At 58.1% G+C, this 24612-nt stretch carries 26 protein-coding genes; 13 read left to right on the top strand and 13 right to left on the bottom strand.

Annotated features, from left to right (window positions below; all coding sequences use genetic code 11):
- Positions 1-30: 30 nt before the first annotated feature.
- On the bottom strand, positions 31-936 hold the full coding sequence (gene moxJ / locus DLM45_RS03565) for a methanol oxidation system protein MoxJ (RefSeq protein ID WP_181335617.1): 906 nt from the start codon (positions 934-936) through the stop codon (positions 31-33).
- A gap of 245 nt (positions 937-1181) precedes the next feature.
- Complete coding sequence (locus tag DLM45_RS03560) at positions 1182-3041, bottom strand: methanol/ethanol family PQQ-dependent dehydrogenase (RefSeq protein WP_425485227.1); 1860 nt, start codon at positions 3039-3041, stop codon at positions 1182-1184.
- 411 nt (positions 3042-3452) lie between these two features.
- Between DLM45_RS03560 and DLM45_RS03555 the strand changes: the two genes are divergently transcribed.
- The 4 genes from DLM45_RS03555 to DLM45_RS03540 all read left to right on the top strand — a co-directional run bounded on the left by DLM45_RS03555 (position 3453) and on the right by DLM45_RS03540 (position 6894).
- Entirely contained in the window at positions 3453-3956 is a 504-nt protein-coding gene (locus tag DLM45_RS03555) for a hypothetical protein (protein WP_181335616.1), read from the top strand.
- Positions 3957-3976: 20 nt separating this feature from the next.
- Complete coding sequence (locus tag DLM45_RS03550) at positions 3977-5446, top strand: ATP-binding protein (RefSeq protein WP_181335615.1); 1470 nt, start codon at positions 3977-3979, stop codon at positions 5444-5446.
- Positions 5443-6132, top strand: a complete 690-nt coding sequence (locus tag DLM45_RS03545; protein WP_181335614.1) for a response regulator transcription factor — start codon at positions 5443-5445, stop codon at positions 6130-6132. Before DLM45_RS03550 ends, DLM45_RS03545 begins: the two co-directional genes overlap by 4 nt.
- 78 nt (positions 6133-6210) lie before the next feature.
- The gene (locus DLM45_RS03540) at positions 6211-6894 is read left to right on the top strand and encodes a hypothetical protein (RefSeq protein ID WP_181335613.1); all 684 of its coding nucleotides are present in this window, start codon (positions 6211-6213) and stop codon (positions 6892-6894) included.
- An 88-nt stretch (positions 6895-6982) separates the two neighbouring features.
- On the opposite strand, the gene DLM45_RS03535 is transcribed toward DLM45_RS03540, so the two are convergent.
- From DLM45_RS03535 to DLM45_RS03525, 3 genes are all read right to left on the bottom strand, one after another.
- The gene (locus tag DLM45_RS03535) at positions 6983-7441 is read right to left on the bottom strand and encodes a DUF3617 domain-containing protein (RefSeq protein ID WP_181335612.1); all 459 of its coding nucleotides are present in this window, start codon (positions 7439-7441) and stop codon (positions 6983-6985) included.
- 41 nt (positions 7442-7482) lie between these two features.
- The gene (locus DLM45_RS03530) at positions 7483-8163 is read right to left on the bottom strand and encodes a vWA domain-containing protein (RefSeq protein WP_181335611.1); all 681 of its coding nucleotides are present in this window, start codon (positions 8161-8163) and stop codon (positions 7483-7485) included.
- Positions 8164-8398: 235 nt separating this feature from the next.
- On the bottom strand, positions 8399-8707 hold the full coding sequence (locus tag DLM45_RS03525; protein WP_181335610.1) for an EF-hand domain-containing protein: 309 nt from the start codon (positions 8705-8707) through the stop codon (positions 8399-8401).
- A gap of 426 nt (positions 8708-9133) precedes the next feature.
- Between DLM45_RS03525 and DLM45_RS03520 the strand changes: the two genes are divergently transcribed.
- Positions 9134-9514 carry a hypothetical protein gene (locus DLM45_RS03520; RefSeq protein WP_181335609.1) on the top strand — a complete coding sequence of 127 codons (381 nt, stop codon included), beginning with the start codon at positions 9134-9136 and terminating at the stop codon, positions 9512-9514.
- 12 nt (positions 9515-9526) lie between these two features.
- Here the strand turns inward: DLM45_RS03520 and DLM45_RS03515 are convergent, their stop codons facing one another.
- Complete coding sequence (locus DLM45_RS03515; protein WP_181335608.1) at positions 9527-9808, bottom strand: hypothetical protein; 282 nt, start codon at positions 9806-9808, stop codon at positions 9527-9529.
- Positions 9809-9822: 14 nt separating this feature from the next.
- Complete coding sequence (locus DLM45_RS03510; protein ID WP_181335607.1) at positions 9823-10023, bottom strand: hypothetical protein; 201 nt, start codon at positions 10021-10023, stop codon at positions 9823-9825.
- Positions 10024-10175: 152 nt separating this feature from the next.
- Between DLM45_RS03510 and DLM45_RS03505 the strand changes: the two genes are divergently transcribed.
- Together DLM45_RS03505 and DLM45_RS03500 are read left to right on the top strand one after the other, a co-directional pair.
- Positions 10176-10517, top strand: coding sequence for a hypothetical protein (locus tag DLM45_RS03505; protein ID WP_181335606.1), 342 nt, complete (start codon positions 10176-10178; stop codon positions 10515-10517).
- 680 nt (positions 10518-11197) lie between these two features.
- Complete coding sequence (locus tag DLM45_RS03500; RefSeq protein ID WP_181335605.1) at positions 11198-11368, top strand: hypothetical protein; 171 nt, start codon at positions 11198-11200, stop codon at positions 11366-11368.
- 213 nt (positions 11369-11581) lie between these two features.
- Here DLM45_RS03500 and DLM45_RS03495 read toward each other — a convergent pair whose 3' ends face one another.
- Together DLM45_RS03495 and DLM45_RS03490 are read right to left on the bottom strand one after the other, a co-directional pair.
- A complete protein-coding gene (locus tag DLM45_RS03495; RefSeq protein ID WP_181335604.1) occupies positions 11582-11947 on the bottom strand; it encodes a hypothetical protein in 366 nt (121 codons plus the stop codon).
- A gap of 125 nt (positions 11948-12072) precedes the next feature.
- On the bottom strand, positions 12073-12270 hold the full coding sequence (locus DLM45_RS03490; protein WP_181335603.1) for a CsbD family protein: 198 nt from the start codon (positions 12268-12270) through the stop codon (positions 12073-12075).
- A gap of 161 nt (positions 12271-12431) precedes the next feature.
- Between DLM45_RS03490 and DLM45_RS03485 the strand changes: the two genes are divergently transcribed.
- Together DLM45_RS03485 and DLM45_RS03480 are read left to right on the top strand one after the other, a co-directional pair.
- On the top strand, positions 12432-12617 hold the full coding sequence (locus DLM45_RS03485; protein WP_181335602.1) for a DUF6496 domain-containing protein: 186 nt from the start codon (positions 12432-12434) through the stop codon (positions 12615-12617).
- A gap of 223 nt (positions 12618-12840) precedes the next feature.
- Entirely contained in the window at positions 12841-13053 is a 213-nt protein-coding gene (locus DLM45_RS03480) for a hypothetical protein (protein ID WP_246317132.1), read from the top strand.
- A 311-nt stretch (positions 13054-13364) separates the two neighbouring features.
- Here DLM45_RS03480 and DLM45_RS03475 read toward each other — a convergent pair whose 3' ends face one another.
- The 3 genes from DLM45_RS03475 to DLM45_RS03465 all read right to left on the bottom strand — a co-directional run bounded on the left by DLM45_RS03475 (position 13365) and on the right by DLM45_RS03465 (position 16529).
- Positions 13365-13658, bottom strand: a complete 294-nt coding sequence (locus DLM45_RS03475; RefSeq protein WP_181335600.1) for a hypothetical protein — start codon at positions 13656-13658, stop codon at positions 13365-13367.
- Positions 13659-13745: 87 nt separating this feature from the next.
- Positions 13746-15509 (bottom strand): PQQ-dependent sugar dehydrogenase, encoded by a 1764-nt coding sequence (locus tag DLM45_RS03470; protein WP_181335599.1) that lies wholly within the window; start codon positions 15507-15509, stop codon positions 13746-13748.
- Positions 15510-15554: 45 nt separating this feature from the next.
- Positions 15555-16529 (bottom strand): SMP-30/gluconolactonase/LRE family protein, encoded by a 975-nt coding sequence (locus DLM45_RS03465; RefSeq protein ID WP_181335598.1) that lies wholly within the window; start codon positions 16527-16529, stop codon positions 15555-15557.
- A 299-nt stretch (positions 16530-16828) separates the two neighbouring features.
- Here DLM45_RS03465 and DLM45_RS03460 point away from each other — a divergent pair, with 299 nt between their 5' ends.
- The 4 genes from DLM45_RS03460 (at position 16829) to DLM45_RS03445 (ending at position 23671) form a co-directional block, all read left to right on the top strand.
- Entirely contained in the window at positions 16829-17797 is a 969-nt protein-coding gene (locus DLM45_RS03460; protein WP_181335597.1) for a helix-turn-helix domain-containing protein, read from the top strand.
- Positions 17794-18846 (top strand): precorrin-2 dehydrogenase/sirohydrochlorin ferrochelatase family protein, encoded by a 1053-nt coding sequence (locus DLM45_RS03455; RefSeq protein ID WP_181335596.1) that lies wholly within the window; start codon positions 17794-17796, stop codon positions 18844-18846. Before DLM45_RS03460 ends, DLM45_RS03455 begins: the two co-directional genes overlap by 4 nt.
- A 343-nt stretch (positions 18847-19189) precedes the next feature.
- Complete coding sequence (locus tag DLM45_RS03450; RefSeq protein ID WP_181335595.1) at positions 19190-21340, top strand: OmpA family protein; 2151 nt, start codon at positions 19190-19192, stop codon at positions 21338-21340.
- Between the two features lie 174 nt (positions 21341-21514).
- Positions 21515-23671 carry a hypothetical protein gene (locus tag DLM45_RS03445; protein ID WP_181335594.1) on the top strand — a complete coding sequence of 719 codons (2157 nt, stop codon included), beginning with the start codon at positions 21515-21517 and terminating at the stop codon, positions 23669-23671.
- Here DLM45_RS03445 and DLM45_RS03440 read toward each other — a convergent pair.
- Positions 23611-24603 (bottom strand): alpha/beta fold hydrolase, encoded by a 993-nt coding sequence (locus tag DLM45_RS03440; RefSeq protein ID WP_181335593.1) that lies wholly within the window; start codon positions 24601-24603, stop codon positions 23611-23613. The genes DLM45_RS03445 and DLM45_RS03440 overlap by 61 nt on opposite strands.
- Positions 24604-24612: the final 9 nt, after the last annotated feature.

Below are 24612 nucleotides of genomic sequence, written 5' to 3'. Positions count from 1 at the left end.
TAATGTCGACGCTACAGCCCTAGACTTCCGTTATGTCCGAGGCGGCGGCGATACGAATGGAATACCCTCTTCCGTAAGTATCGCTTCGATCTTCGATTGGACCTGAGGCAACGCCTTATCGATCGCTGCCAGCAGATCCTTGTCCGACTTGCGAACTGCAACGGATTGATCGAACTGGAACGGCACGTGTTGGCCATCAGACCGCACGTTGTCGTCTGGAACGAGTGTCATCTTCAGCGCGCCAGAAGATTTAACGTAACGCGCAACTTCGGGAGCGAATGCCACCGCAAGATCGGCCGTCTTATCGGCGACTTCGCCTATCATCCGCTGCGGAGGTACGCGCGTGTAAGCATTCCGCTTGTCTTTGAAGTTCGTCAGAGATGAAACGTAATTGATGTTGTCGTTATAGAGATCGACTTCATTCATCATCACGTCTGCCGGAGTGCCCTGAACGAAGCTGATCTTGCCAGCCTTGTGCAGATCGGGTGACTTCCAGCTATCGATCTTCAGCGGTGAATCGGTGCGCTGAACGAAGACATAAGATGCCTTGTAATACGGGTGAGACGTCAGCACGCGCTCGTCACCGGTATCGACGCCGATGACGACATCACACAGATTCTTGTCGAGCTGATCGCGAACCGCATAGATCGCCGGCTTTGGTGACCATACGAACTGAACCTTGCGATTCAGAGCTTCCGCCAAAACCTTGGCAATTTTGTTCTCGTACCCGCTTTCGTCCATTACCGAATAGGGCGCTTCATTAGCGGCCGCACAAACGCGAAGAGTGGACGTATCTACAGGAGTAGACGCTGCCTCTTGGGCAAACGCGGGATAGATCGAAACGAGCGCGGCGACGGAAACGCCAACCGCAAAAACAGTTCCCGCAATCTTGGCTGCGGAGAAGGCATCTTGTTCGGCTCGGAACTTGAGCAACATGCAACGAACACCTTTCGAAAATAGCCCGGAGTTCAGCGTCGAACCTGAGGGATTTGGCGATCCGATTTGAACTGCGAACTCAGTAGTAGCGTCTGCTTTGAAGCTAGGTCGCTCGCGAGGCGGCCGACCGCGTAGTGAAGCTAAATCGGCTGCCGCCACGCGGCTCAGCATCTCTTCAGACACCGAGCTGGGGAAGGATCGCGGCGGACAGCGTCCGCCGAACGCCGCGATCCCTAGCTTCTAGATCAGCCCTTCGTCCATTCGCCGACGTTCACGTCGTCGTAGGGGTTCTTGCCATCAAGCGAGAACACTTCGAGGCTGCCGCCCATCTGCGTGTAGCGCTGCAGGTTCTTGAAGGCGCCAACCGCACCGAGACCGGCCGTCGGATCCTGAAGGTCGAACACGAGGCCAACGCCCGGCCAACCACCAACGCCCGACATAACGGCGATGTACTGCACGCCCTTATGTTCGTACGTCATCGGGTAACCGATCACGCCGGAAGGCAGCTTGTGCTTCCAAAGCAGTTCGCCGGTGTCCGAGTTACGAGCTTTGAGGAAGCCATCGAGCGTTCCGTAGAACACCAGGTTGCCTGCGGTCGCGAGCGTGCCGCCCCAGACCGAGAAGCGCTCCATGTGCTCCCACTTGTAGGTGTTGGTGATCGCGTTGTACGCCTTGATCTGTCCGAGACCGAGGTAGTTCTGGCGATCGCCCTTCGGGCCAGGATACATCCACAGAGTTGCACCGACGAAGAACTGGCCGGCACGATAGGGAAGCATAAATGGTTCCCAGTCCATGCAGATGTGGTTGATGCCCATGAAGAACAACTGCTTCGTGGGATCGTAAGAGTCGTGACCCTGGTTGTGGTAACCCATGGCCGACGGGCAGATTTCGGTGCCCTTATGGTCCATGCGCGTGCCGAACTCCGGATCGCGCACCGGGAGGCCCGACTTCAGGTCGACGTGCTTGAACACGTTGACGGTGTCGTCGAGTTTGTCGGCCGAGATCAGGTCGCCGTTCTCACGATCGAGCGTGTAGACGATGCCGTTACGGTCGGGATGGGTCAGGAGCTTACGCTTCTTGCCTTCCTTGTCCGTCTGCTCAGACAGCATGATGACGTTCACGCCAGCGAAGTCCCACTCGTCGTGCGGGGTCTTCTGGTAGCCGAACTTCATCTTACCGGTGTCAGCGTCGCGGGCCGTGATCGTCATGGTCCACTTGTTGTCGCCGGGACGCATCGTTTCGTTCCACGGAGCCGGGTTGCCCGATCCGTAGTAGATCAGGTTGGCTTGAGGATCGTATGCGTACCAGCCCCAGTTCGTGCCGCCGCCGATCTTCCAGGCATCGCCTTCCCAGGTCGCCGTTCCGAGGCCCTTCTGGCCGTAGTGCGGGTTGGCGCTGTTGAAGTCGTCAGCCAGACCGATTTCTTCATCGGGACCGGTTGCGTAGTAACGCCATGCCTGCTCACCCGTCTTGACGTTGTAAGCAGTGACGTGGCCGCGAACACCGAGCTCAGCGCCCGACGAACCGACGATCGCCAAGTCATGAACGACATACGGAGCCTGCGTCAGCGTCTGACCGACCTTGATGTCGCCGTTCTCAACCTTCCAGAACTCTTCGCCAGTCTTGGCATTGAGAGCCACGAGATGGCCGTCGAGCTGCGTCTTGATAACCAGAGCAGGCGTCTTGTCGTCGCCCGGCCAGTAAGCCAGACCGCGGTTCACGAGATCGCAGCAAGCGACTGAGCGAGCAGCAGGGTCCTGCTTCGGGCTGTGCTGCCACAGGATGTGGCCCGGGTCGTTGAGGTTGAGAGCGAACGTCTTGTTCGGGAACGATGAGTGAACGTACATCATGTCGCCGATCACGAGCGGCGCACCTTCATGACCATGAAGTTCGCCCGTCGAGAACGACCAAGCATGCTTGAGCTGCTTAACGTTTTCAGCGTTAACCTGCGTAGATTCGCTGTAGTTGTTCGAATCGTAGTTCTTACCGGGCATTACCCAGTTTTCGTTGCTCTTCGAAAGCTCGATGAGCTTATCATTCGCGTAAGCGCTGGATGCGACGCCGACCTGCAGAGCAACAGCAATTGCCATACAGGACGCCGACATCAGCATTGGTGTGCTAACGACTTTTTTCATGCCCATTAACCTCGCGTTTCCAATCCCAGCCTTTGTTCTCGGGACGTCGGCAACTACTCACGAGTGGCACACTCGCTGTCGCTTTCGCCCCTCTTCTCGAAGGCCCGAACAACGTCTAGGCGGTGACCTCGCCTAAACCATTTGCTCTTCGGTGCCGCGCTGTGCGCCACGGGTCGCTGGTGATCCGTTGAATTCGCAATCAGCACGGGGTCGGACCGTAACAACGTAACTGGGAGCGGTCTTCAGACGCATCGGCAAATAGCACCGGGAAGAAATGGCAAAGAACGCTGCAGAGGTTGTCCTAGTATCGGTCGAGAGTGTCTGGCATACGTCGCAAATAGCGGCGTCATACGGGCGCGCACAGCATAGTTTGCCTGCACAATGTCATTTCCAATTTTTCGAATTGTAATTTTTCTATCAGCGCTCGTCCTCGCGGGTTGTGGCGACGAGCAACCGCGTGAGCGCGCAGCGGAACATCACTCCGGCATCAAGAAGTCCGGCGTTGAGACGAGCTGGCTTGGTGCGCGCGATGAGATTGAACCTGTCGATTGGTTGGTCGCGCGCCAGAAGCAGGTGGGAAGGCCGATCAAGGAAGGCGACGAAGCCGACCTCGAGAAGGCGTTGGCGAGAGCTTCAGCGCTGTTCAGAGGTGAGCCGCGCATGATCGCCAATCGCGCCGTCCAGCTTGAAGAAATGCTGAGCACGGAAGGCGAGCATGAAAGCGCGGTTTGGCTCATTACGGCATTAACCGGCGTTGTCTCAGAGCCGAGCCGCGTCGAGAGTTTCGGCGCGGTAGGCCAGCAGTACTACAACATGCGAAAGGCCGGTTTTACTGGCAAAAAGGCGCTTGAAGAGTTGTCGAAGCGTTACGGCGCGTCCGGCTGAAATGAATACTCAAGGCCCCAATGATTTTTAACAAGAGCAAGTTCTCAGGCGCTGCGTGGCTGGGACATTCGATACGACACCAGGTGTTGATCGCGATGTCGTTGATGCTGCTCGTCGCATCGATTGTTGCGGGAACGATAGCCGTCATCAACGGTCGTAATGCGGTTAACGTAGAGATCGAAGCGTCGATGGATTTCGCAGAAGGATATCTTCGCGAACTCGTCCGGCGGATCGCCGCCGAAGACCATCTTAAAGATATCGATGTGCTGGTATCGCGAGAGGTTCAGCATCTCCGTCACGCGCGCGTCTACATCCAAGATCCGGGTCAGCCTCTACGTCCTTTGTTGTCGCCGAGCGCTGAGAATGCAGAGGAGCCTTTGAGCGCAGTTCCGGATTGGTTTGAGCGTTTGATGATGCCTGCGGGAGGTGAAGAACACGCGCGTCTGATCCTAATTCCGCAGAGGCAAACCGCACTAGTTTTACGTGGCGATCCGGACGATGAAATTGCCGAGAAGTGGCAAGAGCTGGCTTCTTTGGCCGTGGTTGCGGGCGTTTCCATCGCGCTTTTGCTTGCGGCGTTCTATTTCGTCCTGGGTTGGATCCTTGTACCGCTTGTCGCACTTGCCCGCGGCCTAGTGGCACTTGAAGCCGGATCGCGCTCGCAACGCCTTGACATTCCGCGCGTTGGCGAAGTCGCCGACATCGCACGGAAGTTTAATTCCTTGGCGGCGTCTCTCGATCAAACCAGGTCCGAAAACGGTGAGCTTTATCGCCAAATACAGTCCGTTCAGGAAGACGAGCGGCGCGAGATTGCGCGCGAACTGCACGATGAAGCCGGGCCGTGCCTGTTTGGAATCACCGCGAACGTGGAATCGATAAGCACGCTCGCCAATGGTCTGGAGAAAAAAGACGCGGAACGCATTCAGAATCGGACCAAAGAGATTCTCGAAATCACCGATCGTATGAAGGCGATGAACCGTGCGCTGCTGAAGCAACTCCATCCCGTTTCGATCGGCAAGGTGCCGCTTTCAGCACTGATTAAAGATCTGGTCTTTGATTTTGAGCGCAGGCATCCCGATATAAAGTTCACGGCATCGATCGGTCCATTGGTTGGCGCTTATGGCGAGAAGATCGATTTGACCGTCTATCGTTCTACGCAAGAAGCCTTGACCAATGCGGTTCGCCATGGCGACGCAACCAGCATCACGGTCGAACTCTGGGAAAGGCGCGATGATCGAAGCGCACCCGACGCGACGGTCGACGATGTAACGATCCAGCTTCGTGTGAGCGATGACGGAAAGGGTCTCAAGCCGGGGGCCGAAGCAGGCTTTGGCTTGTCAGCGATGCGCGAACGTGTGCTATCAGCAGCCGGCAGCCTCGTCATTGCTGGTAACAAGTCAGGCGGAACCTCGATCTCCGTTCGACTCCCTGCGCGGCCGATAGAGCTAACTCGATCGAGTGCAATCGAACTGACCCGGACCAATCCATGACCAAAATTCTCGTTATCGACGATCATCCGGTAGTCCTGCAGGGATGCCGGCGTGTGCTTGAGGACGCTGGTATCGAAGACATCACGCTCGCGTCGAATCTCATCGAAGGGTTCCGCGCCTACCGCAACGATCGTCCGGATGTCATCATCATCGATCTCGCGATCAAGAAGGGCGTGCTGGTTGGCCTGACGTTCATTCGTAGGCTGCGCGTCCACGATAAGCACACGCCTATTCTTGTGCTGACGATGCACGAAGATCCGATGATCGCGAGTCAATCGCTCCGCCTGGGCGCAAATGGATACATCCTGAAGGACACCTCGTCCGTCGACATCGTCAAGGCGCTGCAGATGGTTCGCCAAGGCAAGCCGTTCCTCAGTCACGCCATCGCATCCGCAATCGCGGTGATGGAAACGAAGGGACGAACCAATCCGCTCAGCGGCATGACGCTGCGCGAGCTGCAGACGTTGGAACTCATCGCCCAGGGCAAGCAATACGCCGCCATCGCTGAAGAGTTGCACGTCAGTTACAAGACGATCGCCAACACCTGCTCGCAGATCAAAACCAAGCTCGGCGTCAAGTCGCTACCGGAGCTGATGCGTATCGCAATCGATCATCTTCCGGAGATGGCAGGGCACCGCGGAAGCGACCGCGGCGGCCTGCAAGATCGCGGCGGGAAAATTTGGTAACGAAAAATGCCGTGACTTGGCAGGCGCTTTCGCGTCATCCGTTCGCCTTTATAGGAACCTCCAACCCCGGTGGAACTCATGCGCGTCGTTTTAATTGCTTTTCTCGTTTTATTTTCGGGGCCTGCCCTGGCTGACGCAGACTGCAAAAAGAAGGTCGATACGGCTTTTGAAAAATTGCGCGAGTCAAAGGCTTTCCGTCTCGAAACGAAAATTACCAGCCCTCAGGGTTCACTCGATATGAAGGTGGACTACGTTCTTCCGGATCGTATGCACCAGACGGTGCTTCTCGGTAAGGACGCGACACCTCTCGAGATGATCGTAGTCGGCAAGAAGGCATGGTCCAACCAGGGGCAGGGCTGGGCGGAGTTGCCAGAGAATTTTGCTGAGACCGTCGCGAAGCAAATCCGCGAGTCGGTTGCGGAGTCGCCGAAGGGCGCGACTGATTACAAGTGCGTCGGAGAGAAAGACTTCGAAGGCAAGAGCTACGAAGTGTTCGAAGGTGTGCTGGCCACGCCGCTCTCGGCCGACGCAAAAGAAAAGGGCCCGCGCGTAACAGCAGTCGCGGTTCCGAACCAGAACAGCGTCTATGTCGATAAGGCAACCGGGCTTCCGGTACGCAACATCGTCACGCCCGTTACCGAGCCGGATAAGCGCCTGTTCGATGGCACGTTCACGATACTGCACGACGCGAAGATCGACGCGCCGCAGGTAGCGGAAGCGCCAGCACCACCGGCTGCTGCACCGCCGGTAGTTCCGAATTGATCGGAAGTCTGCTCGCTCGCAGCTAGATCACTACGACAATGTTCGAAAAAGCCGACTGCTGTGAAGCGGTCGGCTTTTTTGTTGGGCGCTACTTCTTGGTAGCCGGTTGTTCGATCGTTTTTTCATCGCACGTCGGTCCGATGAACTTGCCGTCAATGGTGGCGCCCATGTGCGGTACGCCGTCTTGCGGAGGATCGAACGTAACCTTCGATATTGAGCGATACCACGTTTGGAAATCGCCGGTTAAAAGCGAGCTGATCTTCTGCGTGCCGTTAGCAGTCTTACAAACGACATTGACGAAGATCTCATCGTGGATCCGCTTCACGTCGGGCTTTCCGCAATTCGGATCTTCCGTGCCCGTAACGATGTTGTCGCTTTCCGTGAGGCAGGCATCGAAGGTTTTCATGCCGATGCTCTGAGCGACAGTCGTGATTTGCCAATGGCCAGGTTTGCGAACCGGAAGCGGAACCGTGACGCCCTCGGCAATCGCAAAATGAGGAAGTATGAAAAGGCCCACGCTCAAGGACAGAATGGCGGCGGATTTCATCGCAAACTCCAGATCAAATATATTGGCGAATTGCGCGCGCTCTAATGCTGGCGCAGGAGCGGCTTGGCGGGCTTATGCCATGCAACCTCAGGACAGCCCAGGGATTTCGTAAGCGCTCGAACGAGCGCATCTATCGTCTCGACGGTGGCCGTGTAGCCGCCCGTCTGTTCAGCTAGGCATTCCGCTCCGGACGAGGCGCTATAGCCGTCGAATGACTGCAGCTTATATCCGATGACGTGCACCGTGACATTCGGATAGGACGCTTTCAATTCGCTCGCCAGCTTGCACGGATTTCCACCGCACGTTTCTTCCCCGTCCGTAACGAGCACGATCGTGCCAACACTATCGCTGGTTCGAAATGAGCGCGCAGCCAAACGTACCGCTGCGGTAAGTGACGTGCGTCCCTCCGGCTTCGCGCGTTCGACTTCGGAGATGATCCGGCTGCCTGCGTTCGGGATCGGGCGAAAACGTAGCGAGACGTTGCGGCACGTATCGAAATGCGGGCCTGGTCCATAGATAATCAGACCGAGATTGCGAACTTTGGAAACAGTCGGGACGAAGCGTGAGATCGCTTGTCGGACGCGATCAATCCGCGATGGCGCACCATCTGGGAAGTCGCTTGCGGCCATTGAGCCAGACGCATCGAAGACGATCATGGCATCGGAAGTACAGGTTGGTTTCGCTGCAATTGCAGGCTGAGTAACGCAAACCACAAATGCCATTCCAGTGATAACGAAAGAACGCAATCTGGAAAGGAACATCTGGCACGCCCACCTGTCCGTCCGCTGGGCGACTATAGGCGATGCCCAGGTCATGGGTCAGCGCAAATCCAAAGCCCCAAGCGATATCGGACAATCGTCCGTCGTCACCAGGTCTCCGAAACACGGTCCCAAAAATCGAAACCCGGAAGTTGCCTGCCGGGTTTCGAAATAGTTCGTAGCGTTCCAGGCCGCCGAATTAGTACTGCTTCGGGCACCAAGATTCGCTGGACGACTTGCATGCCGTCGGGAAGGCCTTCGCCATCTTTTCAGCAGCTGCCCATTCGTCTTCGTCGATGCTGTTGTTGGTGTCGGTGTCCATCGCCGTGAAGGTCGGAGCAGGATCCAGTTTAAGTTTCTGGACGTTATCTTCCCACTCAACGCGGCTGATCGAGCCGCTGCCGTCCGTGTCGAGGGTCTTGAAGTTTGCAGTCCAATCCGAAGCAGACGCGGCTCCAATGCCGGTCAGCAAAAATACGGAAACAAGCGCAGCGCATGTCTTGGTCATTACGTTTTCTCCCTGGCGTCGATTGTTTTAAGTTGAATAACGCTCCTGGTCGCCGATACGGAGGAGGCCGCGAAGCCACCTCCGGGCAACACCTCAACGGGCACCTTTCTGCTTGTTCTGCGCAATGGAATGCTTGGCAAACCTCTCCGGGATATTCTGGAAGACCGAACGCGGCTTCTAAGCCGTCGTGCGTTGTTTAATTCAGGCACAGCAGCGAATTTTGACTGGTGCTCATTCGCTCCAGACTCGGTTTTTAACCAGAGTGGCTGCATCCAAATCGTTCGAATTTGACGACACGGACTTTCTTGGGGCGGCGCGTCCGAGAATTCTTCTCGATTTGGTGGAACCAATGTCCCGCTCGAAGGTAGCAAATGCGGGGAGGCTGCCGCGCAGCAAAGTTGCGCGCAACCGAGACGGGATGGGGCAATGTCCGAGAAGGGGAAATTTCGCAACGATCCTCGATTTGAACCCGAGGGAGCACACGCGTTATTCGAGAACGAGAAAACGTTGCGTGTATTGCTGAGTGCGAGCGGTTCTGCCGTCAAAACCTACGCGCATTCGGATAACCTATATTTGCTCCGTTGCTACACCCGAGCCATCGACGCATCGTCGATCGATGAAGCCGTATTCTGGCACAGCGAAATCGTCAGCGAATTGTCCGTTGAGATTCACACCATCAGTCGAAAACCCTGGTCGCCGCAAATGAGGGCGAAGGTCATAGCGGACCTCACCGAACGTCAGGATCGACACGCGATCGTGGTGGACCGTCTGATGTGCATCACCAAGCCCCTGACTTGGCGCCTCTAAACTGAGCCGAAGTTACGAAGCGGAAAGGCGAGCCGCAATGTCTTGCCGACGTTTCAACTTTTCTCGTTGCTCGTCGCCAGTTGATTGACTGCGAAGCTCGGTCAGCTTCAGCTTGATCACCTGACACTCCGCTTCAATCGCCGCCTTGGCCAAGCGGATCTCATTGAAGGCACGTTCACCACGCGGATTGCTCAGGCGCATAGCGTGCGCCTTTTGCAGGCGAGCCACAGACGCCTCAATGCGATCGAGACGTGTCAAACAGCCAGTTATGAGTGTGTTGGGATCGTGAGCCACTGGAACCGCCGTTCTTAAGCTGCGTGCCGATCACGGAAGTCCGAAGAATATACTTCGTCGAGAACTTCGTGGAGCTGCCGACGCGCCTGACGCAGATGCTCTGAGCAATCGATGCGATTGGCTTCATCAAGCGTGGGAGAGGTCTTCAACTCCTTCTCGAGTTCATAGACCGCCTTCAAGACGTCGTAGACGTGAGACACCGTTTTATTCCGCATAACGCAAACTCCCGTTTGATACGGCGGTAACGGCAACACAACAGGTCGAGTTCCCCAATTACTCGTTTGTGACGTTTCTGGAAGCTGACGGAAACGCGCTGCAACATGAATCACGATCTCATTGTGCGTCGCAACTTGGCCCCATTCCGGCAATGACATCAGAGTCGAACCGCGTGTCGGCATTCTGCTGCGTGTGGTTCGACGAGACGCGGCTACAGGGCGGCTCGCCGACATCGTTTAGCGGGGACGTGATGGGACCATTTCGTGTGGTCGTCTGGTGCAAAGCGTGCCAGGACGACGAAGAAGGCTGTTTTGGCGGAGGCACCGAGGCCATCGGCAAGTTTGAAACGCGCGAAGAGGCGGAAAAGGCCGGCACCGAATATTGTCGCGGGTTTCCCTACGCCTATCGCATCGAACGCGACATGCCAGTTACCACATCCAACATTGGATCAATGGCATGGGCGTCTGAACTAAATTTGTGGTTCGCGAAATAGCAGCATAGAAAACGCCGCTGAAACCATGCGACGTATGCTTAGAAAGCGAATTGACTTGTAGTCTTTGCCAGCTTTGCAAACCTACGTGAACACTCTCCGAGAACTCGCTCAGACCCATTGAAGTGGTCGCGGGAGATGATCGCGTTTGCTCGCGAAATCCAGTCACACGCCGCGGAATTTGCACGCGCAAATGCACGGATTTCCAAAAGAATACCCCGACGGCGGTGGCCGTCGGGGCGAGGCTAGCTAGGAGATTGCCGGGCCGCTGAAGCGGACGACCCGACACCTCTGAGTGTGCTGCAACACGTCGTCGGTTGCGAGCATGGAGATGGCCAATGACTATGCGGCCTATGTCTTTTGGCATAGCGGGTGCGTAACCGCTGAACCGTCCGAAAAATCCCGGGAACTACCGCACATAAAGCCGGTTCTTCCTTGAAGGAGGATTTCGGTGAGCGCGTTTGCAACAGCGGTAACACTCACGACGGCGGCAGTCGTTGCGAGTCTTGTGTTCATTTCCACCTTGAGCCGCGTGCGAGCTGATGGTGGATCGCACTCTCATTCGCCTGGCGATGGGCGAGCCGAACTTTTCCAATCCTATAGTGACGACGGAATGGAGCATGAGCGCCCTGCACGAACGTCGCTAAGTGACGAATCGTTGGCACAGCAGCGGATCATGGAAGATGAGTAATACGCTCACGATGATACTGGTGCTTGGCGGCACATTGGTTGTCGCGATTGCGCTGTTGTACGCATCTCTTACGCAAGAGCGTCCGCGTTCCCGAAGAAGCGAGCGCGAAGCCGCTGCGACCGCCGCAATGATCGCCGCGAGAGACCGGGACGCCCGTGAGTGATAGCTTCAGCCTCGCGGAACCGTAGAGCAAACCGGGCGTTCGTGATCCATGACAAATGGAACGAACGATCCCGCGCAAACGCCCCCTCCCAATAAGGATCCGGGCGAACTCCCACCGTTGCCGCCGGAGCCCAAAGAGCCGCCGCAACCGAAGCCAATTCCTCTCGATGATCCCCCACAGCCGAACGAAAAGCCGGTGCGGAAGTAACTTGCGCTAGTGACGGAGATCGTACTGTGCATCCGCAGTCGTCTCTGCTTCTTCAAGCAACGCTTCGCCCAGCTCAGCAGCTTGAGCGGCAGAGAGACCATAAGGTGTGTCGTCTTCGAAACGCACCAGAACGACAGACTCGTGCCGACCGCGCCCAACTGAAAAACTGTCGGGCATTTTGGTCAATCCAGTGTGGGAAGCAGCGCTTACCGGGAGAGCTTGCAGCGCCGCTGCGAGGCCCGCGAGTGCTTCTGGACTAAGACTGAGAGCCTGCCGATTTCCGTGTGCGTCGGTCAGACAAAGCTCCAGCCGCGACGTTGCTCGATCATGTTTCGAGCTCACCAACATTTCTGCAAAGAACTTCTTTGTCATTGCAAAACCCCCACCCAATCCCGCGTTAGCAAGATTCGCGCAGGTAGAGGTGAGGCATTTCGGGTCTGACCACAAAAGAAAGGCTCCCGAAGGAGCCTCTCTCATTTCAAAACCGGACAGAAACCTTAGAGGCCGTTCGACCAGCGATCGACTTCGTCCTTAGCCTTATCCTTAGCATAGCCATAACGCTGCTGAAGAACACCTTCGAGCTGCTCACGGTTACCATTGATCTTCGTCAGTTCGTCGTCGGTGAGTTCACCCCACTTCTCTTTGACCTTACCGGAGAACTGTTTCCAGTTACCTTCGATGCGATCCCAATTCATTCCGAACCTCCTTGTGCTGTGGCTCATGTGGTGTGCCTCAGAAACGTTCGCGATCGCCGGACGGTTCCGCGTACTTTGCGCGCTGCGAATGTGATTTTCGACGGAACCAATTGAAAATGTCGCTGTTGGTTTTGCAGTCATTTTCCAACTGAGGTGTTCACATGCCCCGGAAATATTCCAAAGCCGCTTCCAAAAAAGTTGGACGCGCCATGCATGAACGAAAGAAGGGAACGTTGCGATCGAGCAGCGGACGCAAAGTCACGAGTAAAAAGCAGGCCCTTGCGATCGGGCTTTCGGAAGCACGCCGCGCCGGCAAAAAGGTGCCGAAGAAGAAGACGGGAGCGTGAGCGTTTTAAAACCGTCGTTCAATATACAAACCGATTTTCAATTTGTTCATTTGCTTAGGCCATCTTCCACGCATGTTACGGCCGTTTCTGCCCTTTTTGCCGCGATAAAATAGCGGAACTCAGAAACGTCACATCGCATTGGTATGGTGCATTCGGTCATCGACCGAATTTGGAGAATTGAGCAATGCATCCCTGGATGGCGTTTTGGATTTGGTCGGAGGCTATGAGGCGGGCTGCATTTTCCATTCCGACCGTCAACGTGCGCGAAGAGGCTCTACTCGACAATAAAACGAAGATCCTATTGCCGTCTGCAGACGTCATTCGCGCAGAAAACTATTTGCAGACGGGCCTCATCGATCACCCGTTGCCAGACATTCTGCTCGATCGGCTCGCTGATCTCTATTGGACGGAGCGCGAAGCAGAGCTTCCAATTTAATTCGGCTCACTGATGTCCGTAGGTTGCTAGACGTTGGCATCGCGTCCGACGCGCAACCCTCACATCCAAATCAAGAATTGCGGTTCCGATTGCGCGAGACGTCCCGGCGGAACTCATGCCGGGACGCCTTCACCACTTGCATCCCCGTATGACGCAATACCGATCGCAAGGGGTGCACTAGTCGAACCCGGAGATCGCGAAGAGAGTTTCGCAATGTCTATAAAACCTTTGTGGATAACCTCGCGACGGCAATAAATAAGCGCTCCGGCCCATGAAGGCCGAAACGCTCGATTTAAATCTGTTAGATCGCTTTAATCGCAGTAGCGATAGCCGTCTTCATAGTAGCAGTCGCGGTAAGCACCCGCCGCTCCGGCTGCGATGGCCGCGCCAATACCGAGCGCGATCCAACGTCCGTCTCGCCAATATCCGCGGCCACGATGGTAGCCTCGATGGCTATACCTCTGACCGTGATAGTGGCCGCCTCCGCCATGATGCCCATACGCGTGATGACCATGATGGCGCGGCGCTGCTTCAGCCGGAGGAATGGCGGTCGCTAACGAAAATGCTGCGGCAACAGCCGCTAACGGGATGAGTGAGTTTCTCATTGAATCTCCTATCGAAAGCAGAGGCCAGTGACGGCCTATGCTGTTGATCGGATAAACGTCCCGCAGCGGCGATTGTTTCCGCGGCTTTTACTTCGCCTTTTGGTGACCAATGGCCCAAACATAGCTCGTCACCGCGGCCACTTCCTTATCGGAGAGCGCCACGCCGCCCATGGGCGGCATAGCACCAGGGTGTTCCTTCGGTTCGGTAACGCCATCTTCGATGGTCTTTTGTAAACCGGCGACGCTGCCATCACTCCAAAGCCAAGTCCCTTTCGTCAGATCGGCACCGACCGGCGTACCGATCCCGTTTGCACCATGGCAACCGGCGCAGGTCGCACCTGCGACTTCGCCGTGGAATATTTTCTGACCAAGCGCGACGTCTTCGGCAGTCGCGCCTTCCGGCACGGGAAGCGCAGCCATCTTGCCCGCATCCGGATGAACGCCTTCCGGCGGCAGAGCGTCTGGTGAGGCAGAAGCTTCGACGGCGGGCGTTGCGGCAGCTTCAATGCCGACCGAAGGATCACCATTGAACGTCACACGCCAAATCCGTCCGGCCTTGTCGTCGCTGATGTAGAGCGAGCCATCGGGTCCGATTGCCAAACCCGAAGGACGATGCGCTGCGCGACCCGGATCCTTGAACTTTCCAGCGAACCCATCTGCGAACACAACGTAGCCGCCAGACGTCTTGCCATCTGCCAGCGGCTGAAACACGACGTTATAGCCAGCCTGCGGATCGGGCGCGCGGTTCCATGATCCGTGGAAGGCAATGAATGCACCGCCCGCATAGGCCTTCGGAAATTGCGCACCCTTGTAGATTTTAAGATCGTTCGGTGCCCAGTGCGCAGGGAATACCGCAGTCGGCGGCTCAGCCTTGTCGCATTCGCCGACCTTCTTGCCGCCGTCTCCACCGAACTCAGGCGCCAACACCAGTTTCTTCTGATCGGGATCGAAGTAGCACTTCGGCCAACCGTACGACGCGCCCTCCTTGACGATCATCACCTCTTCAGAGGGAAGCTCAAAACCTTGCTTGGCAGTGTAAAGCTCCGGCCAGTTTTCATGAAGCTGATCGCGGCCGTGCTGTGTTGTGTAAAGGCGGCCCGACGCATCGAAATCGAGACCTTCCGGATTGCGGATGCCGGACGCGAAACGCTCCTTAGGTGAAAAGACCTGGTCCTGCTTGTTGGCGTCATATCGCCAGATGCCTGCACGCGTTTCGAGCTCAACGCAGGGATCTTTGCCGGGCGAGCGTGGCATGCGGTTCTTCACCTCGCACGCATTCGTTGCCGAACCCATCGAGACGAAAAGGTTTCCGCTGCCATCGATAGTGAACGGATGCATCGGATGGTCGCCCGTGATGGGCATTCCGCTCAAAATCGTCTCAGGCTTGCCGGTCGGCGCGGTCTCGCCGTCCTTCAGCTTGTAGCGAACGATCCGATCGTTGATTTCGGCATAGAGCCAGCCATCGTGAAGAGCGATGCCGGTGCCGCCGTGCGCGCCTTCCGCGAACGACGGGCCGAAACGTTTGACGCTGTCCGCGTGTCCCGATCCTTTGGTGTCTTTCAACGCGACGAGGAAACCGCCGTCCGGCGGTGTATCGTTGCCGTAATAGACGCCGCTCCACGTGTTCACGTAGAGCGTGCCATCGGGCGCGACGGCGAGCTGACGCGCGTGACCCACTTTATCGGCAACGATCGTTGCGCAGAAACCCTTCGGCAGTGTGATCCCGGCAGCGGCCCCCTCAGGGCAAGTTTTTTCCTGGCTGGAAGCAGGTGTTGTGCCGGCGCTGGAAATTGACAACAGGGCGCCGGCAGCCAGCGCAAAACGCGCTGGCCGTGAAAAATGGATAGTCATCGCAATACTCCTTCGTCGCTAAAAATAGCGCGCGGATACGTCCGCTTAGTTCTTCGCTGGAACTTTCGTGACCTGGAACGGCAGCTTCGGAGGACCGGCCTTGGGGTCGAACAGGTGCGGCAGCTGGCCTTCCGTCACATAGTAGGCACCATTCACAAGTGCGACGGACGTCGGGCCGGAAAATCCATCCTTGATCGTCTCGATTTCAGCCGTGTCGCCTTTGATCGTGACACGGTCGATCGAGCCGCTGCCTTCGGCCATGATAAATGTGTTCTCGCCGTCGACAGGCCGCAAACCGTCAGCAAACTGAAGCGCACGCGATGGCTTCAGCTTCGTGATCTTACCGGGGCTGCCGTCCTTCACTTCGACACGATAAAGCTCAGCATTTGTGTATGTGTTGAGATAGAGATTGCCGTCGGTGCCGATGGCAATTCCATCAAGCCCTGCGCCTTCCTTCGGCTGATTGAACTCTTCGCTCTCGAGCCAGACTTCAAACTCTTTTGCGCCCGGCTTCAGCTTGAGGATCTGCGGTGACGACGTGTTGGTGACGTAGATCGAACCATCGTTCGCAATCGCCGCGTCATTGCAGATGCTGCCGTCCTTCGGCAGCTTCACGCTCCATTTGCCTTCGCCACTTGCAAGATCGAAAGCCTTCAAATGACTTCCCTTGACCTCACTCGGTCCCGGTACGCCGATCCCCGAAGCGTCGTTTGAGCAAACCAGAAGTTCGCCGGTCTTGTCGTTGACGAGCACGCCAAACGTGGAGCGCGTGTCGAATGCGCCCGGTTTGATCCATTCTTCTGACGTCGAAGCGCCTGGCTTGATGCGGAAGATGCCGCCGGACGCAAGGCTGCTCACGTACAACGTGCCGTCCGACGCAGCCGCGATGCTCTCGGGATAAGCGCGATCACCGGCAACGGCGATGGCGTTCATGTCGTTCGCTGATACCGGCGAGGCAATCGAGATCACACCGGCAAGTGTCAGCGCAGCGGCTTGGGCAAGACGCATTTGAATTGTCATAATGGATGTCCACGGTTGCAGAAAAAGAGATCGTTCACGGGGCGCCGGAACTAGCGGCCCGGCAAAGGTAATCACGTGGTCCGCATTGCCAACATTCTCAAAACCGAAACCGGGGCGGAGCTTGAAGGGTTCCACCTGCCGGCACTCCGGCAAATCGTCGAGGCGATTGGCATTGCGGGTTAATAGAGACAGTCACCAGCGCTCATTGCGCAGGGCAGTGCAGTGCGAAGATAGGATTGCCCCCTCGCGTCTCAAATGTCATATATCCGGCAATTCAGGACATTCAGTTGAGGTCGCGCGTGCAAACAGTCGACTTTGTTGTTTTCCCCGGCGTCTCCGTCATGGAGCTCGGCGTTACCGCGGTTTTCGAGCTCGCGAACTGCCTGACGGGCAATGAATATTATCGAATGCGCTTCGTTTCTGAGGCGGGTGGTCTCGTCAAAACGTCGGCCGGAGTGGCAATCGAAACCGAGACATTCATCGAAGATGCCGTCGACACGGTCATAATCGGAGGTGGCGACGTTTCAATTCCGCCAAGCGCGGGCATGGTCACTTATATTCGTCGCGCCGCCGATCGCAGCAGGCGGATCGCGTCGATCTGCACGGGCGCTTTCGTTCTCGCGGAGGCAGGTCTACTCGATGGCCGCCGCGCGTCCACCCATTGGTATTACGCGCGCGAACTGCAGTTGCGTTTTCCAAACGTGAAAGTGGATGCCGATCGCATCTTCTCGAATGACGGAGCGATCTGGACCTCTGCGGGAATGACGGCGGGCATAGACCTCGCATTGGCACTCATCGAAGATGATCTCGGCGCTGAGGTCGCGCGTATCATCGCGCGCAAGCTCGTCGTCTACCATCGGCGCGCGGGTGGCCAATCGCAATACTCGGCACTTCTCGAACTCGAACCGAAATCGGATCGCATCCAGTTGGCGCTGGACTACGCGAAGCGCAATCTCAACACTGATCTTACAGTCGCGGCTCTGGCGAACGCCGCGCATTTGAGCCCGCGCCAATTCAGTCGTGCATTCCGCACCGAAACGGGTCAGTCACCCGCAAAGGCGATTGAAAAACTCCGCGTTGAGACGGCTCGATTGATGATGGAACAAAGCCATCACTCGATTGACGTCGTTGCGCGGCAAACCGGATTTGGCGACGGCGACCGGATGCGCCGGGCATTTTTGCGTGTATTTGGCCAGCCGCCGCGGGTCATCCGCCGCAACGCCCGCGCCGAGGTGGCAGGCGCTCAGATGCCAGAGACGCACGCATGAGCGCTGTGCCTGAAGATCGAAACCTCAAAACACTTGCCACGACATCCGCGGCAAGGATGGCTCCTCTCGCGACGTTACCCGTGTTCTTCAAGCTCGCCGGGAAACACGTTGTCGTTGCTGGCGGCACGGACGCCGCGCTTTGGAAATCCGAGCTGCTGGCCGCCGCCGGTGCGAACGTCGAGGTCTTTGCGGACCAGTATGTAAGTGGATTTACAGAACTCAACGCATCAGCCGTCAACGGGCGCGTCACGCTGGAGAGACGAAGTTGGCAGCCTTCTGACTTACGTGGTGCCGCGCTGGCGATCGGCGCCATGACAGAAGATCGAGACGCGGACGAGTTCGCCAACGCCTGCCGCGCGGCAAGCATTCCGGTCAATGTCATCGACCGTCCAGCGTTTTGCGATTTTCAATTCGGCGCAATCGTCAACCGCTCACCGCTGGTCGTCGCAATCTCGACAGATGGCGGCGCGCCCGTTTTCGGCCAAGCGATCCGCTCGATCATCGAAAGCCTGCTGCCCGACGGGTTCCGGCGCTGGGCGGAAGCAGCAAAAGAGTGGCGCCGCGACCCGGTCCTTGAGGCGGAGCCCGCCGCGCGGAAGCGAACCTTCTGGACCTGCTTCGCCGATCTCGCGATGCGCGACGCCGCGCGTGCCCCGACGTCCGCTGACCGCGTTGCGCTGCTTGAAGCCGCGTCAGATCCGGCAACCATCGAAGCAGCCGCCGTTCCTGTGGTTGAGGTTGGTTCCAGCGCCGAGACATTGACTCTTGCGGCCGTCCGGGCGCTTCGAGCCGCCGATGTCATCCTGTTCGAAGATGGCGTTCCACCTGCCGCCCTCGATTTCGCACGCCGTGAATCTGAGCGTCACTGCCTTGCAGGCCCAGGCAAGACCCCATCAAACGGGTCAATAGAGAGACTGGTCGCCGCCAACGCCGGACGCCGGATCGTCTGCCTTGTGTGCGCGTCCCCGCGTGACATGGCGGGTCTGAGAGATGGTCACCCGGTCGCCTCCGCGATCGCTGCGGCGGGAAAATCCGTCATTGTTCTCTAAGCGCGCTCGGCGCTAGCGACAGTCTCTAGGGATTAGCGGCCGGAAAATGCGCTTTCGCCATAGCCTTGCCCAAATGCGAGCAATAGGCCACGGCAAGACGAAAATCGTATAGGCAAGCGCGACTTAGACCCTAAAATACCCACAAATTCATGACGTTAGTTAATGGCGGTGGCGAGCCTCCTCGGCTTGGAATGGCCACGGCACTTGACTATACTCCCATCGGGGGTCCGCTCGGATCAAAGTCTGGCCACGAGACGGAGCGGTCGCGTATCGCTTCTTCTCCTGCTGAGCTTTGGCCGTGCTGCGGGGCTCCGCGTTTTTTTGGTTTCGGAGTCGCGTGTGCATGCGTTGCAATCCCTCATATTGGCTTTTGGGACTGATCCCGATCGCGATTCTGAGTTGGGTTGCCGTTGAGGTGCAGCGCGACGACATCGAAAGCGATCTCGCCCGGCGCACATCCGAAGCATTGAACAGGGCAGGGCTCGGTTGGGCCGCTCCGAATGTCTCAGGCCGCGACGTTATTTTGACGGGACGCTCGCCGGAAGACCGCGGACCCGGCCTCGCACTCGCCTATGCAAAGAACATCTGGGGCGTTCGCGTCGCGCGTAACCGCGCGGAACTCATCGAGCATGTCGATAACTACCGCTGGTCGGCAACGTCCGACGGACCCGGTCGGCTGCGTCTCGGCGGCTACGTTCCGTCCGAAGCTGCGCGCCAGACATTGCTCGATGCCGCACGAAATGAATTTCCGAAGGCGGCAGTCGCCGATGAAATGCGCCTCGCGCGCGGCTCGATCGATCGCGACACCTGGCTGGCTGGGGCGAAATTCACACTCAAGAATCTAGCGGCCCTGAAGCGGGGCGAAGCCGAGCTTTCGGCGCTCGATCTGTCGATGCGCGGAGAAGCGCCAACCTCGGCGGTATATCGCGAAGTTCGAACCGCGCTTGAGAGTCGTCGTCCTCGCGGCGTCAATCTGGCATCCGCAAAAATTTCCGCTCCGATCGCAAAGCCGTTCGTGTGGGCAGCCCGAAAGGGCGGTGACGGCGTAACCCTTTCTGGCTTTGCACCGACCGATGGCGATAAGGCAAAAATCGCGTCGCGCGCCAAGACGCTCTTCGGCAAGATGACGATTTCCGATCGCTCCGACGTAGCGGACGGCTCGCCTAAGGATTGGGCAAAGGCCGTCGCCGTCACGCTCGACCAGTTGGCGCAATTGAAATCGGGTGAGGCGTCATTCAGCGATAGAAACCTGACGTTCACCGGCGAAGCTGCGGACGAGCAGGTGGCAACGGCTGTCCGCCGTTCGCTAAAGCTCGACGTGCCGCAGAACTTCAAGATCGTCGACCGCATCCATTATCCGCGCTCCGATCTGGCTCTGCCGAGCGGCGGCTATGTGATGGGCATCGTCAACACCGGAACGAACGTCGATGTGATCGGCATGGTCCCGAGCGAAGCCGCACGCGCCGCTCTCGTAGACGCCGTGCGCGCGCGGTTCCCCAACCGCACCGTGAACGACAAAACGCAGGTCGCAGCCGGTGCGCCGGAAGGCTGGCAACAATGCGTCGTTGCCGGGCTCGCGTCATTGCCGCGTCTCAAGAACGGAAAGTCGATCCTGTCGGATCGCAAGCTCGACGTTTCGGGCGAAACGGATGACTACGCGGCGGCACAAACCGTACCGGGCGACGTTAAGGCGGCCGCCGGGCAGACGTGCGAGACGACGGCGAACATATCTTTCACCGGCACAATGAAAACGGATCTGTCATGGAAGGCGATCCGTGAATCCAACAGCATGATCACTCTGGAGGGTGAAGCTCCCGACGACCCGTCTCGCCTCCGCCTGATCGAGAATGCTCAAAGGATTTATCCAGGCGAAAGTATTGCAGACAACATGAAGGTCGTCGGTGCGTCGGCCGAACCTTGGTTGTCGGCATCGCGCGTCGCGCTCGAGCAACTCTCCAAGCTGAGAAATGGAGACGTCTCCATCGAGGGTAAGAACTTGGCGATCCACGGCGCAGCCGAAACGGATCGTGTCGCCAACGATGTCCGCAGCGTCCTTTCGACGGACTTGCCTCCCGGCTTCAAGGTGACGGATGCCATCACGGTCATGTCGGTTGAGGAAAAGGCGGCCGATAGCTGCCAGACGCTGATGCGCCAAACGTCGTCGAAGGGCGTCATCAATTTCGATCGTGCCAAGGCGGACCTGACGCAGGATAGCACCCAGACTCTGAAAGACCTGGCCGAGATCGCGAATGAATGCCCCGCGTTTAGCATCCAGATCGAAGGCCACACAGACGCCGAAGGCACTGACGAGCGCAACCAACGTCTATCTGACCGCCGAGCGCGCGCTGTTGCAGATTTTCTTGGCGCGCACGGTGTCGACGCGCGCAGGCTGACGACGATCGGCTACGGCGCGACGCGTCCGATTGCCGATAACGCGACGGAAGCAGGGCGCGCCAAGAACCGCCGCATCGAATTCAACGTCAAGGTCAATTGAGGCCGGAGAGGGCGAAGCACGAAATGGACTATTTGTTTGTGAAGCTCTTCTGGTGGATTGCGTTGGCCTTCGCGCTGGGGCTCGCCGCGGGTTGGTTTTCATGCCGAGAGCCGAAGGCATGAGGAAATGCACTTTGAAACCGGGCTCTCCTGCCGACGGAGCGGACGGACGTAGATGACACATCTGTACGTTCAGACATTTCTACTGCTGCTTGCCGCGTATTTTCTCGGCGCCTTTCTCGCGTGCACGCTGAAGCGCGCGCTCTTCGGTGTGCGCGAAGCCGAACCCGTGTATGTTCCGGTCGATTCCGGCGTCGATCAAAACTACCCCGCACCAGCGCCCGCACCCGTTTACGTGCCGGTCCACACTTCGCGCGCTGCTCCGCAGATGGTTGCTCCGCGTTCGATTGATCCTGTCCAGCCGCGGATCGACGTGCTGCGCCGCCCCGAACCGCGCCCGGTGCCGAAGCTGGTTGACCCAGCACGCTTTGAACGCGCGCTGATGGGGCCGGATCCGAACGAAGGCATCCCGAGGCGCGCGATCGTCGAAGTTCGCCCGGCAGTTCTGGCAGCCGTCACCGGCGACTATCTCACGGGAACGTATGCGCCGCCGGCTGAGCCGGAACCGGAACCCGTGTATGTGCCAGAGCCCGTCTACGAGCCAGAGCCCGTCTACGAACCCGAGCCGGTCTATGAACCGGAACCGGTTTACGAGCCCGAACCTGAACCAGTCGCCGCTCCGGTGTTTCAGCCGCAGATCGAGCCTGCTGTTCGCACCGAAGACGAACCGTCGTCGTCCGATGAAGACGTGGCGCCAACGGAATCCGCCGAGGCCGAAACAGACGATCAACCGACCACAAGACGTTCGCGTTTGACCGACGCGACGACGTCGGCAGCAGCGGCGGCAGTCGCGACGGCCAAAGCCGCCGCAGCCGCGTCGATCTCGTTCCTTCCGAAATTCCGTGACTCAATGCGCTCGAAAGCAGCGACGCGAGAAGACGCGAACGAAGACGATCGCGAAAGCGCTGATGAAACGAAGCGTCCGAGCGGAGTGGAAGACGAGCCGTCAAACGAAAGCAGCCGTGAGGAAACAGAAACCTCTCGCGACGCAGATACCGTCGCAAAGGCCGTCTCCGAATCCGAAGCAGAGCCTGAACCGGACCTCGAACCTGAGTCTGCAGAAGAACCCGAGCCAGAACACGAAGCAGAACTCGAAACAGAACCTGAGCACGAGCCCGAAGCAGAACCGGAGCCCGAGCTTGAGCAAGAACCTGAGCCAGAGCCGGATCTCGAACCGGAAATCGAGCCCGAACCCGAGCCGATCATCCCAATTCCGGCACCGAAGCCGCAGGAGCGTCCCCGCGTCTTCATCGAAGGTGGAGATGATTTCCAGCGCATTCGCGCGATCAACTCAGACCTCGAACAGCGCTTGAAACATGAGGGCGTGAACGACTTCGAGCACATCGCCGCCTGGACCGCGGCCGACGTCAATCGCTTCGGACAATTGCTTGAAATCCCCGGCCGGATCGACCGCGAACAGTGGGTTGAGCAAGCGCAAATTCTCGCGAAGGGCGGAGAGACGTTCTATTCGCGCAATCGCCTCGCCGCGCTGAACGCGGCAAAGCCCGTGGCGACAACCATCGCGTCCGTAACGCAGGCAGCCATCGACTCCGAGACGCCGAAGGACGACGAGTCAGAAGGCGACCACTCGGAGGAAGAACACGACGAGTCTTCGCCCTCCACCGAAACTGCGCCGGAAGCTGAAGCGGACTCTGAGACCCACCTTGAAGACACTGATAGCGCTCCGAAACAATTGGGCGTCGCCGCTGCAAGCCAGGGTCGATCCGTTGCGGAAATGGCAGCAGCGGCTGCGGCGGCAATCGCTGCGGCATCTGCCAGCGTGACGCGCGGACTGCGTCCCATCGAGCCGATCTCGCCGCTGTCGAAGGTCGATCCGAAAATCTCTATTCCTGCGAAGCTCACGGACGCGATCAAAGAGAAGGAAGCCGCGAACGCCCCGGCGCCTGCCGAGAAGCCGGAGCCTGCGAAACCCATCGCCGCCAGCGATGAGCCGCACGACGATCTCAAGCGCATCCGCGGAATTGGCGTCCTGAGCGAAAAGCGCCTGAATGGGATGGGCATCACGCGCTACGAACATATCGCCAACTGGACCAGCGGCGATATCGATCGTGTGAGTCAGGTGCTCGAATTCAAGGGCCGGATCGAGCGCGAGGGCTGGGTCGAGCAGGCGCGCATTCTATCGAGCGGCGGTCATACGGAATTTTCGCGGCGCGTGGATCGCGGCGAAGTCGATACCAGCCGCGAAACGTAGTTGAAGTCGCTGCGCGTCATCGCCCCGTGATGCACACCGTCATGAACTTCGTCCGTATTCGCGAAGAACGAGGCGATCGCTCCGATCGTTGGCGCGTCGCGCAAAAGCGGCGCGTGTCCTTCACCCGGAACCGTCACCGAACTCATCTGCGGATGCCGCCGCCGCATCTCTTCGACGGTCGCTTCTGACAACAGATCGGAATTGCCACCTCTAAGAACGAGAAGCGGAACGCGCTTCAGTGCCTCGAACTGCGGCCAGAGAGCAGGAATAGGACCGTCGAGTACCGAGAGACATTTCGTGAGCTTGCTATCGTATCCGCTCGTCGGCTTGCCGTTCTTCTCGTTGAAGAGTTGCCGTGCAACGGCGTCCGTATCTTCGTCTGTCAGATTAGGAAAATCGCGCTGGGTGAGATCCCGAACGATGCGCGCGGCGTCTGGCCAATTTTTCGGCACAGGAATCCGGCCGACGTAACCGGCAATTCGCGCAAGCCCGTCCATCTCGATAAGCGGACCAATATCGTTCAAGACAACAGGTCCGACCAAAGACGGTTGAACGGCCGCGAGCACCATCGTGATCAGTCCACCGCGAGACGTTCCGATGATGCCCGCTTCGCGCAGTCCGAGCATCGTCATGTAGTCGATGGCATCCTGCATCTCGATCGGAACGGCGTAGTTCTTCCAATCACGATCGTGCTCGGAAAGGCCGCGTCCGCGCGTATCGAGCGTGAAGACGTCGCGCGCAGGACTGCTGTTCTGGCTCAGCGCCAGCGCGATCGTGTGGAAGTCGCGGCTGTTGCGTGTCAGTCCGGCCAAGCAAACGATCGGGCGGGCACCGGCCGGTATCGCCGCGCGATAATGCCGGCCGTAGAGCCGCAATCCGTCACGTCCATGAAAATAGATTTCATCGTAACCTGTCGCGGTCTCGGTGGTCATCAGCTTGCT

The sequence above is a fragment of the Hyphomicrobium methylovorum genome, assembly GCF_013626205.1.
Lineage (GTDB): Bacteria > Pseudomonadota > Alphaproteobacteria > Rhizobiales > Hyphomicrobiaceae > Hyphomicrobium_B > Hyphomicrobium_B methylovorum.
The sequence above is the reverse complement of the archived record's forward strand: the minus strand, read 5'-3'. Positions and strand labels throughout refer to the sequence as shown.

Excerpts from the sequence above, each read along its gene's own strand:
- DLM45_RS03480 (WP_246317132.1), top strand. The coding sequence starts at position 12,841 with ATGAGGCGGGCTGCATTTTCCATTCCGACCGTCAACGTGCGCGAAGAG.
- DLM45_RS03505 (WP_181335606.1), top strand. The coding sequence starts at position 10,176 with ATGACATCAGAGTCGAACCGCGTGTCGGCATTCTGCTGCGTGTGGTTC.
- DLM45_RS03520 (WP_181335609.1), top strand. The coding sequence starts at position 9,134 with ATGTCCGAGAAGGGGAAATTTCGCAACGATCCTCGATTTGAACCCGAG.
- DLM45_RS03470 (WP_181335599.1), bottom strand. The coding sequence starts at position 15,509 with ATGACTATCCATTTTTCACGGCCAGCGCGTTTTGCGCTGGCTGCCGGC.
- DLM45_RS03525 (WP_181335610.1), bottom strand. The coding sequence starts at position 8,707 with ATGACCAAGACATGCGCTGCGCTTGTTTCCGTATTTTTGCTGACCGGC.
- DLM45_RS03510 (WP_181335607.1), bottom strand. The coding sequence starts at position 10,023 with ATGCGGAATAAAACGGTGTCTCACGTCTACGACGTCTTGAAGGCGGTC.
- DLM45_RS03530 (WP_181335611.1), bottom strand. The coding sequence starts at position 8,163 with ATGGCATTTGTGGTTTGCGTTACTCAGCCTGCAATTGCAGCGAAACCA.
- DLM45_RS03555 (WP_181335616.1), top strand. The coding sequence starts at position 3,453 with ATGTCATTTCCAATTTTTCGAATTGTAATTTTTCTATCAGCGCTCGTC.
- DLM45_RS03475 (WP_181335600.1), bottom strand. The coding sequence starts at position 13,658 with ATGAGAAACTCACTCATCCCGTTAGCGGCTGTTGCCGCAGCATTTTCG.
- DLM45_RS03550 (WP_181335615.1), top strand. The coding sequence starts at position 3,977 with ATGATTTTTAACAAGAGCAAGTTCTCAGGCGCTGCGTGGCTGGGACAT.
- moxJ (WP_181335617.1), bottom strand. The coding sequence starts at position 936 with ATGTTGCTCAAGTTCCGAGCCGAACAAGATGCCTTCTCCGCAGCCAAG.
- DLM45_RS03495 (WP_181335604.1), bottom strand. The coding sequence starts at position 11,947 with ATGACAAAGAAGTTCTTTGCAGAAATGTTGGTGAGCTCGAAACATGAT.
- DLM45_RS03455 (WP_181335596.1), top strand. The coding sequence starts at position 17,794 with ATGAGCGCTGTGCCTGAAGATCGAAACCTCAAAACACTTGCCACGACA.
- DLM45_RS03465 (WP_181335598.1), bottom strand. The coding sequence starts at position 16,529 with ATGACAATTCAAATGCGTCTTGCCCAAGCCGCTGCGCTGACACTTGCC.
- DLM45_RS03540 (WP_181335613.1), top strand. The coding sequence starts at position 6,211 with ATGCGCGTCGTTTTAATTGCTTTTCTCGTTTTATTTTCGGGGCCTGCC.
- DLM45_RS03490 (WP_181335603.1), bottom strand. The coding sequence starts at position 12,270 with ATGAATTGGGATCGCATCGAAGGTAACTGGAAACAGTTCTCCGGTAAG.
- DLM45_RS03535 (WP_181335612.1), bottom strand. The coding sequence starts at position 7,441 with ATGAAATCCGCCGCCATTCTGTCCTTGAGCGTGGGCCTTTTCATACTT.
- DLM45_RS03560 (WP_425485227.1), bottom strand. The coding sequence starts at position 3,041 with ATGTCGGCGTCCTGTATGGCAATTGCTGTTGCTCTGCAGGTCGGCGTC.
- DLM45_RS03445 (WP_181335594.1), top strand. The coding sequence starts at position 21,515 with ATGACACATCTGTACGTTCAGACATTTCTACTGCTGCTTGCCGCGTAT.
- DLM45_RS03500 (WP_181335605.1), top strand. The coding sequence starts at position 11,198 with ATGAGTAATACGCTCACGATGATACTGGTGCTTGGCGGCACATTGGTT.
- DLM45_RS03545 (WP_181335614.1), top strand. The coding sequence starts at position 5,443 with ATGACCAAAATTCTCGTTATCGACGATCATCCGGTAGTCCTGCAGGGA.
- DLM45_RS03440 (WP_181335593.1), bottom strand. The coding sequence starts at position 24,603 with ATGACCACCGAGACCGCGACAGGTTACGATGAAATCTATTTTCATGGA.
- DLM45_RS03450 (WP_181335595.1), top strand. The coding sequence starts at position 19,190 with ATGCGTTGCAATCCCTCATATTGGCTTTTGGGACTGATCCCGATCGCG.
- DLM45_RS03485 (WP_181335602.1), top strand. The coding sequence starts at position 12,432 with ATGCCCCGGAAATATTCCAAAGCCGCTTCCAAAAAAGTTGGACGCGCC.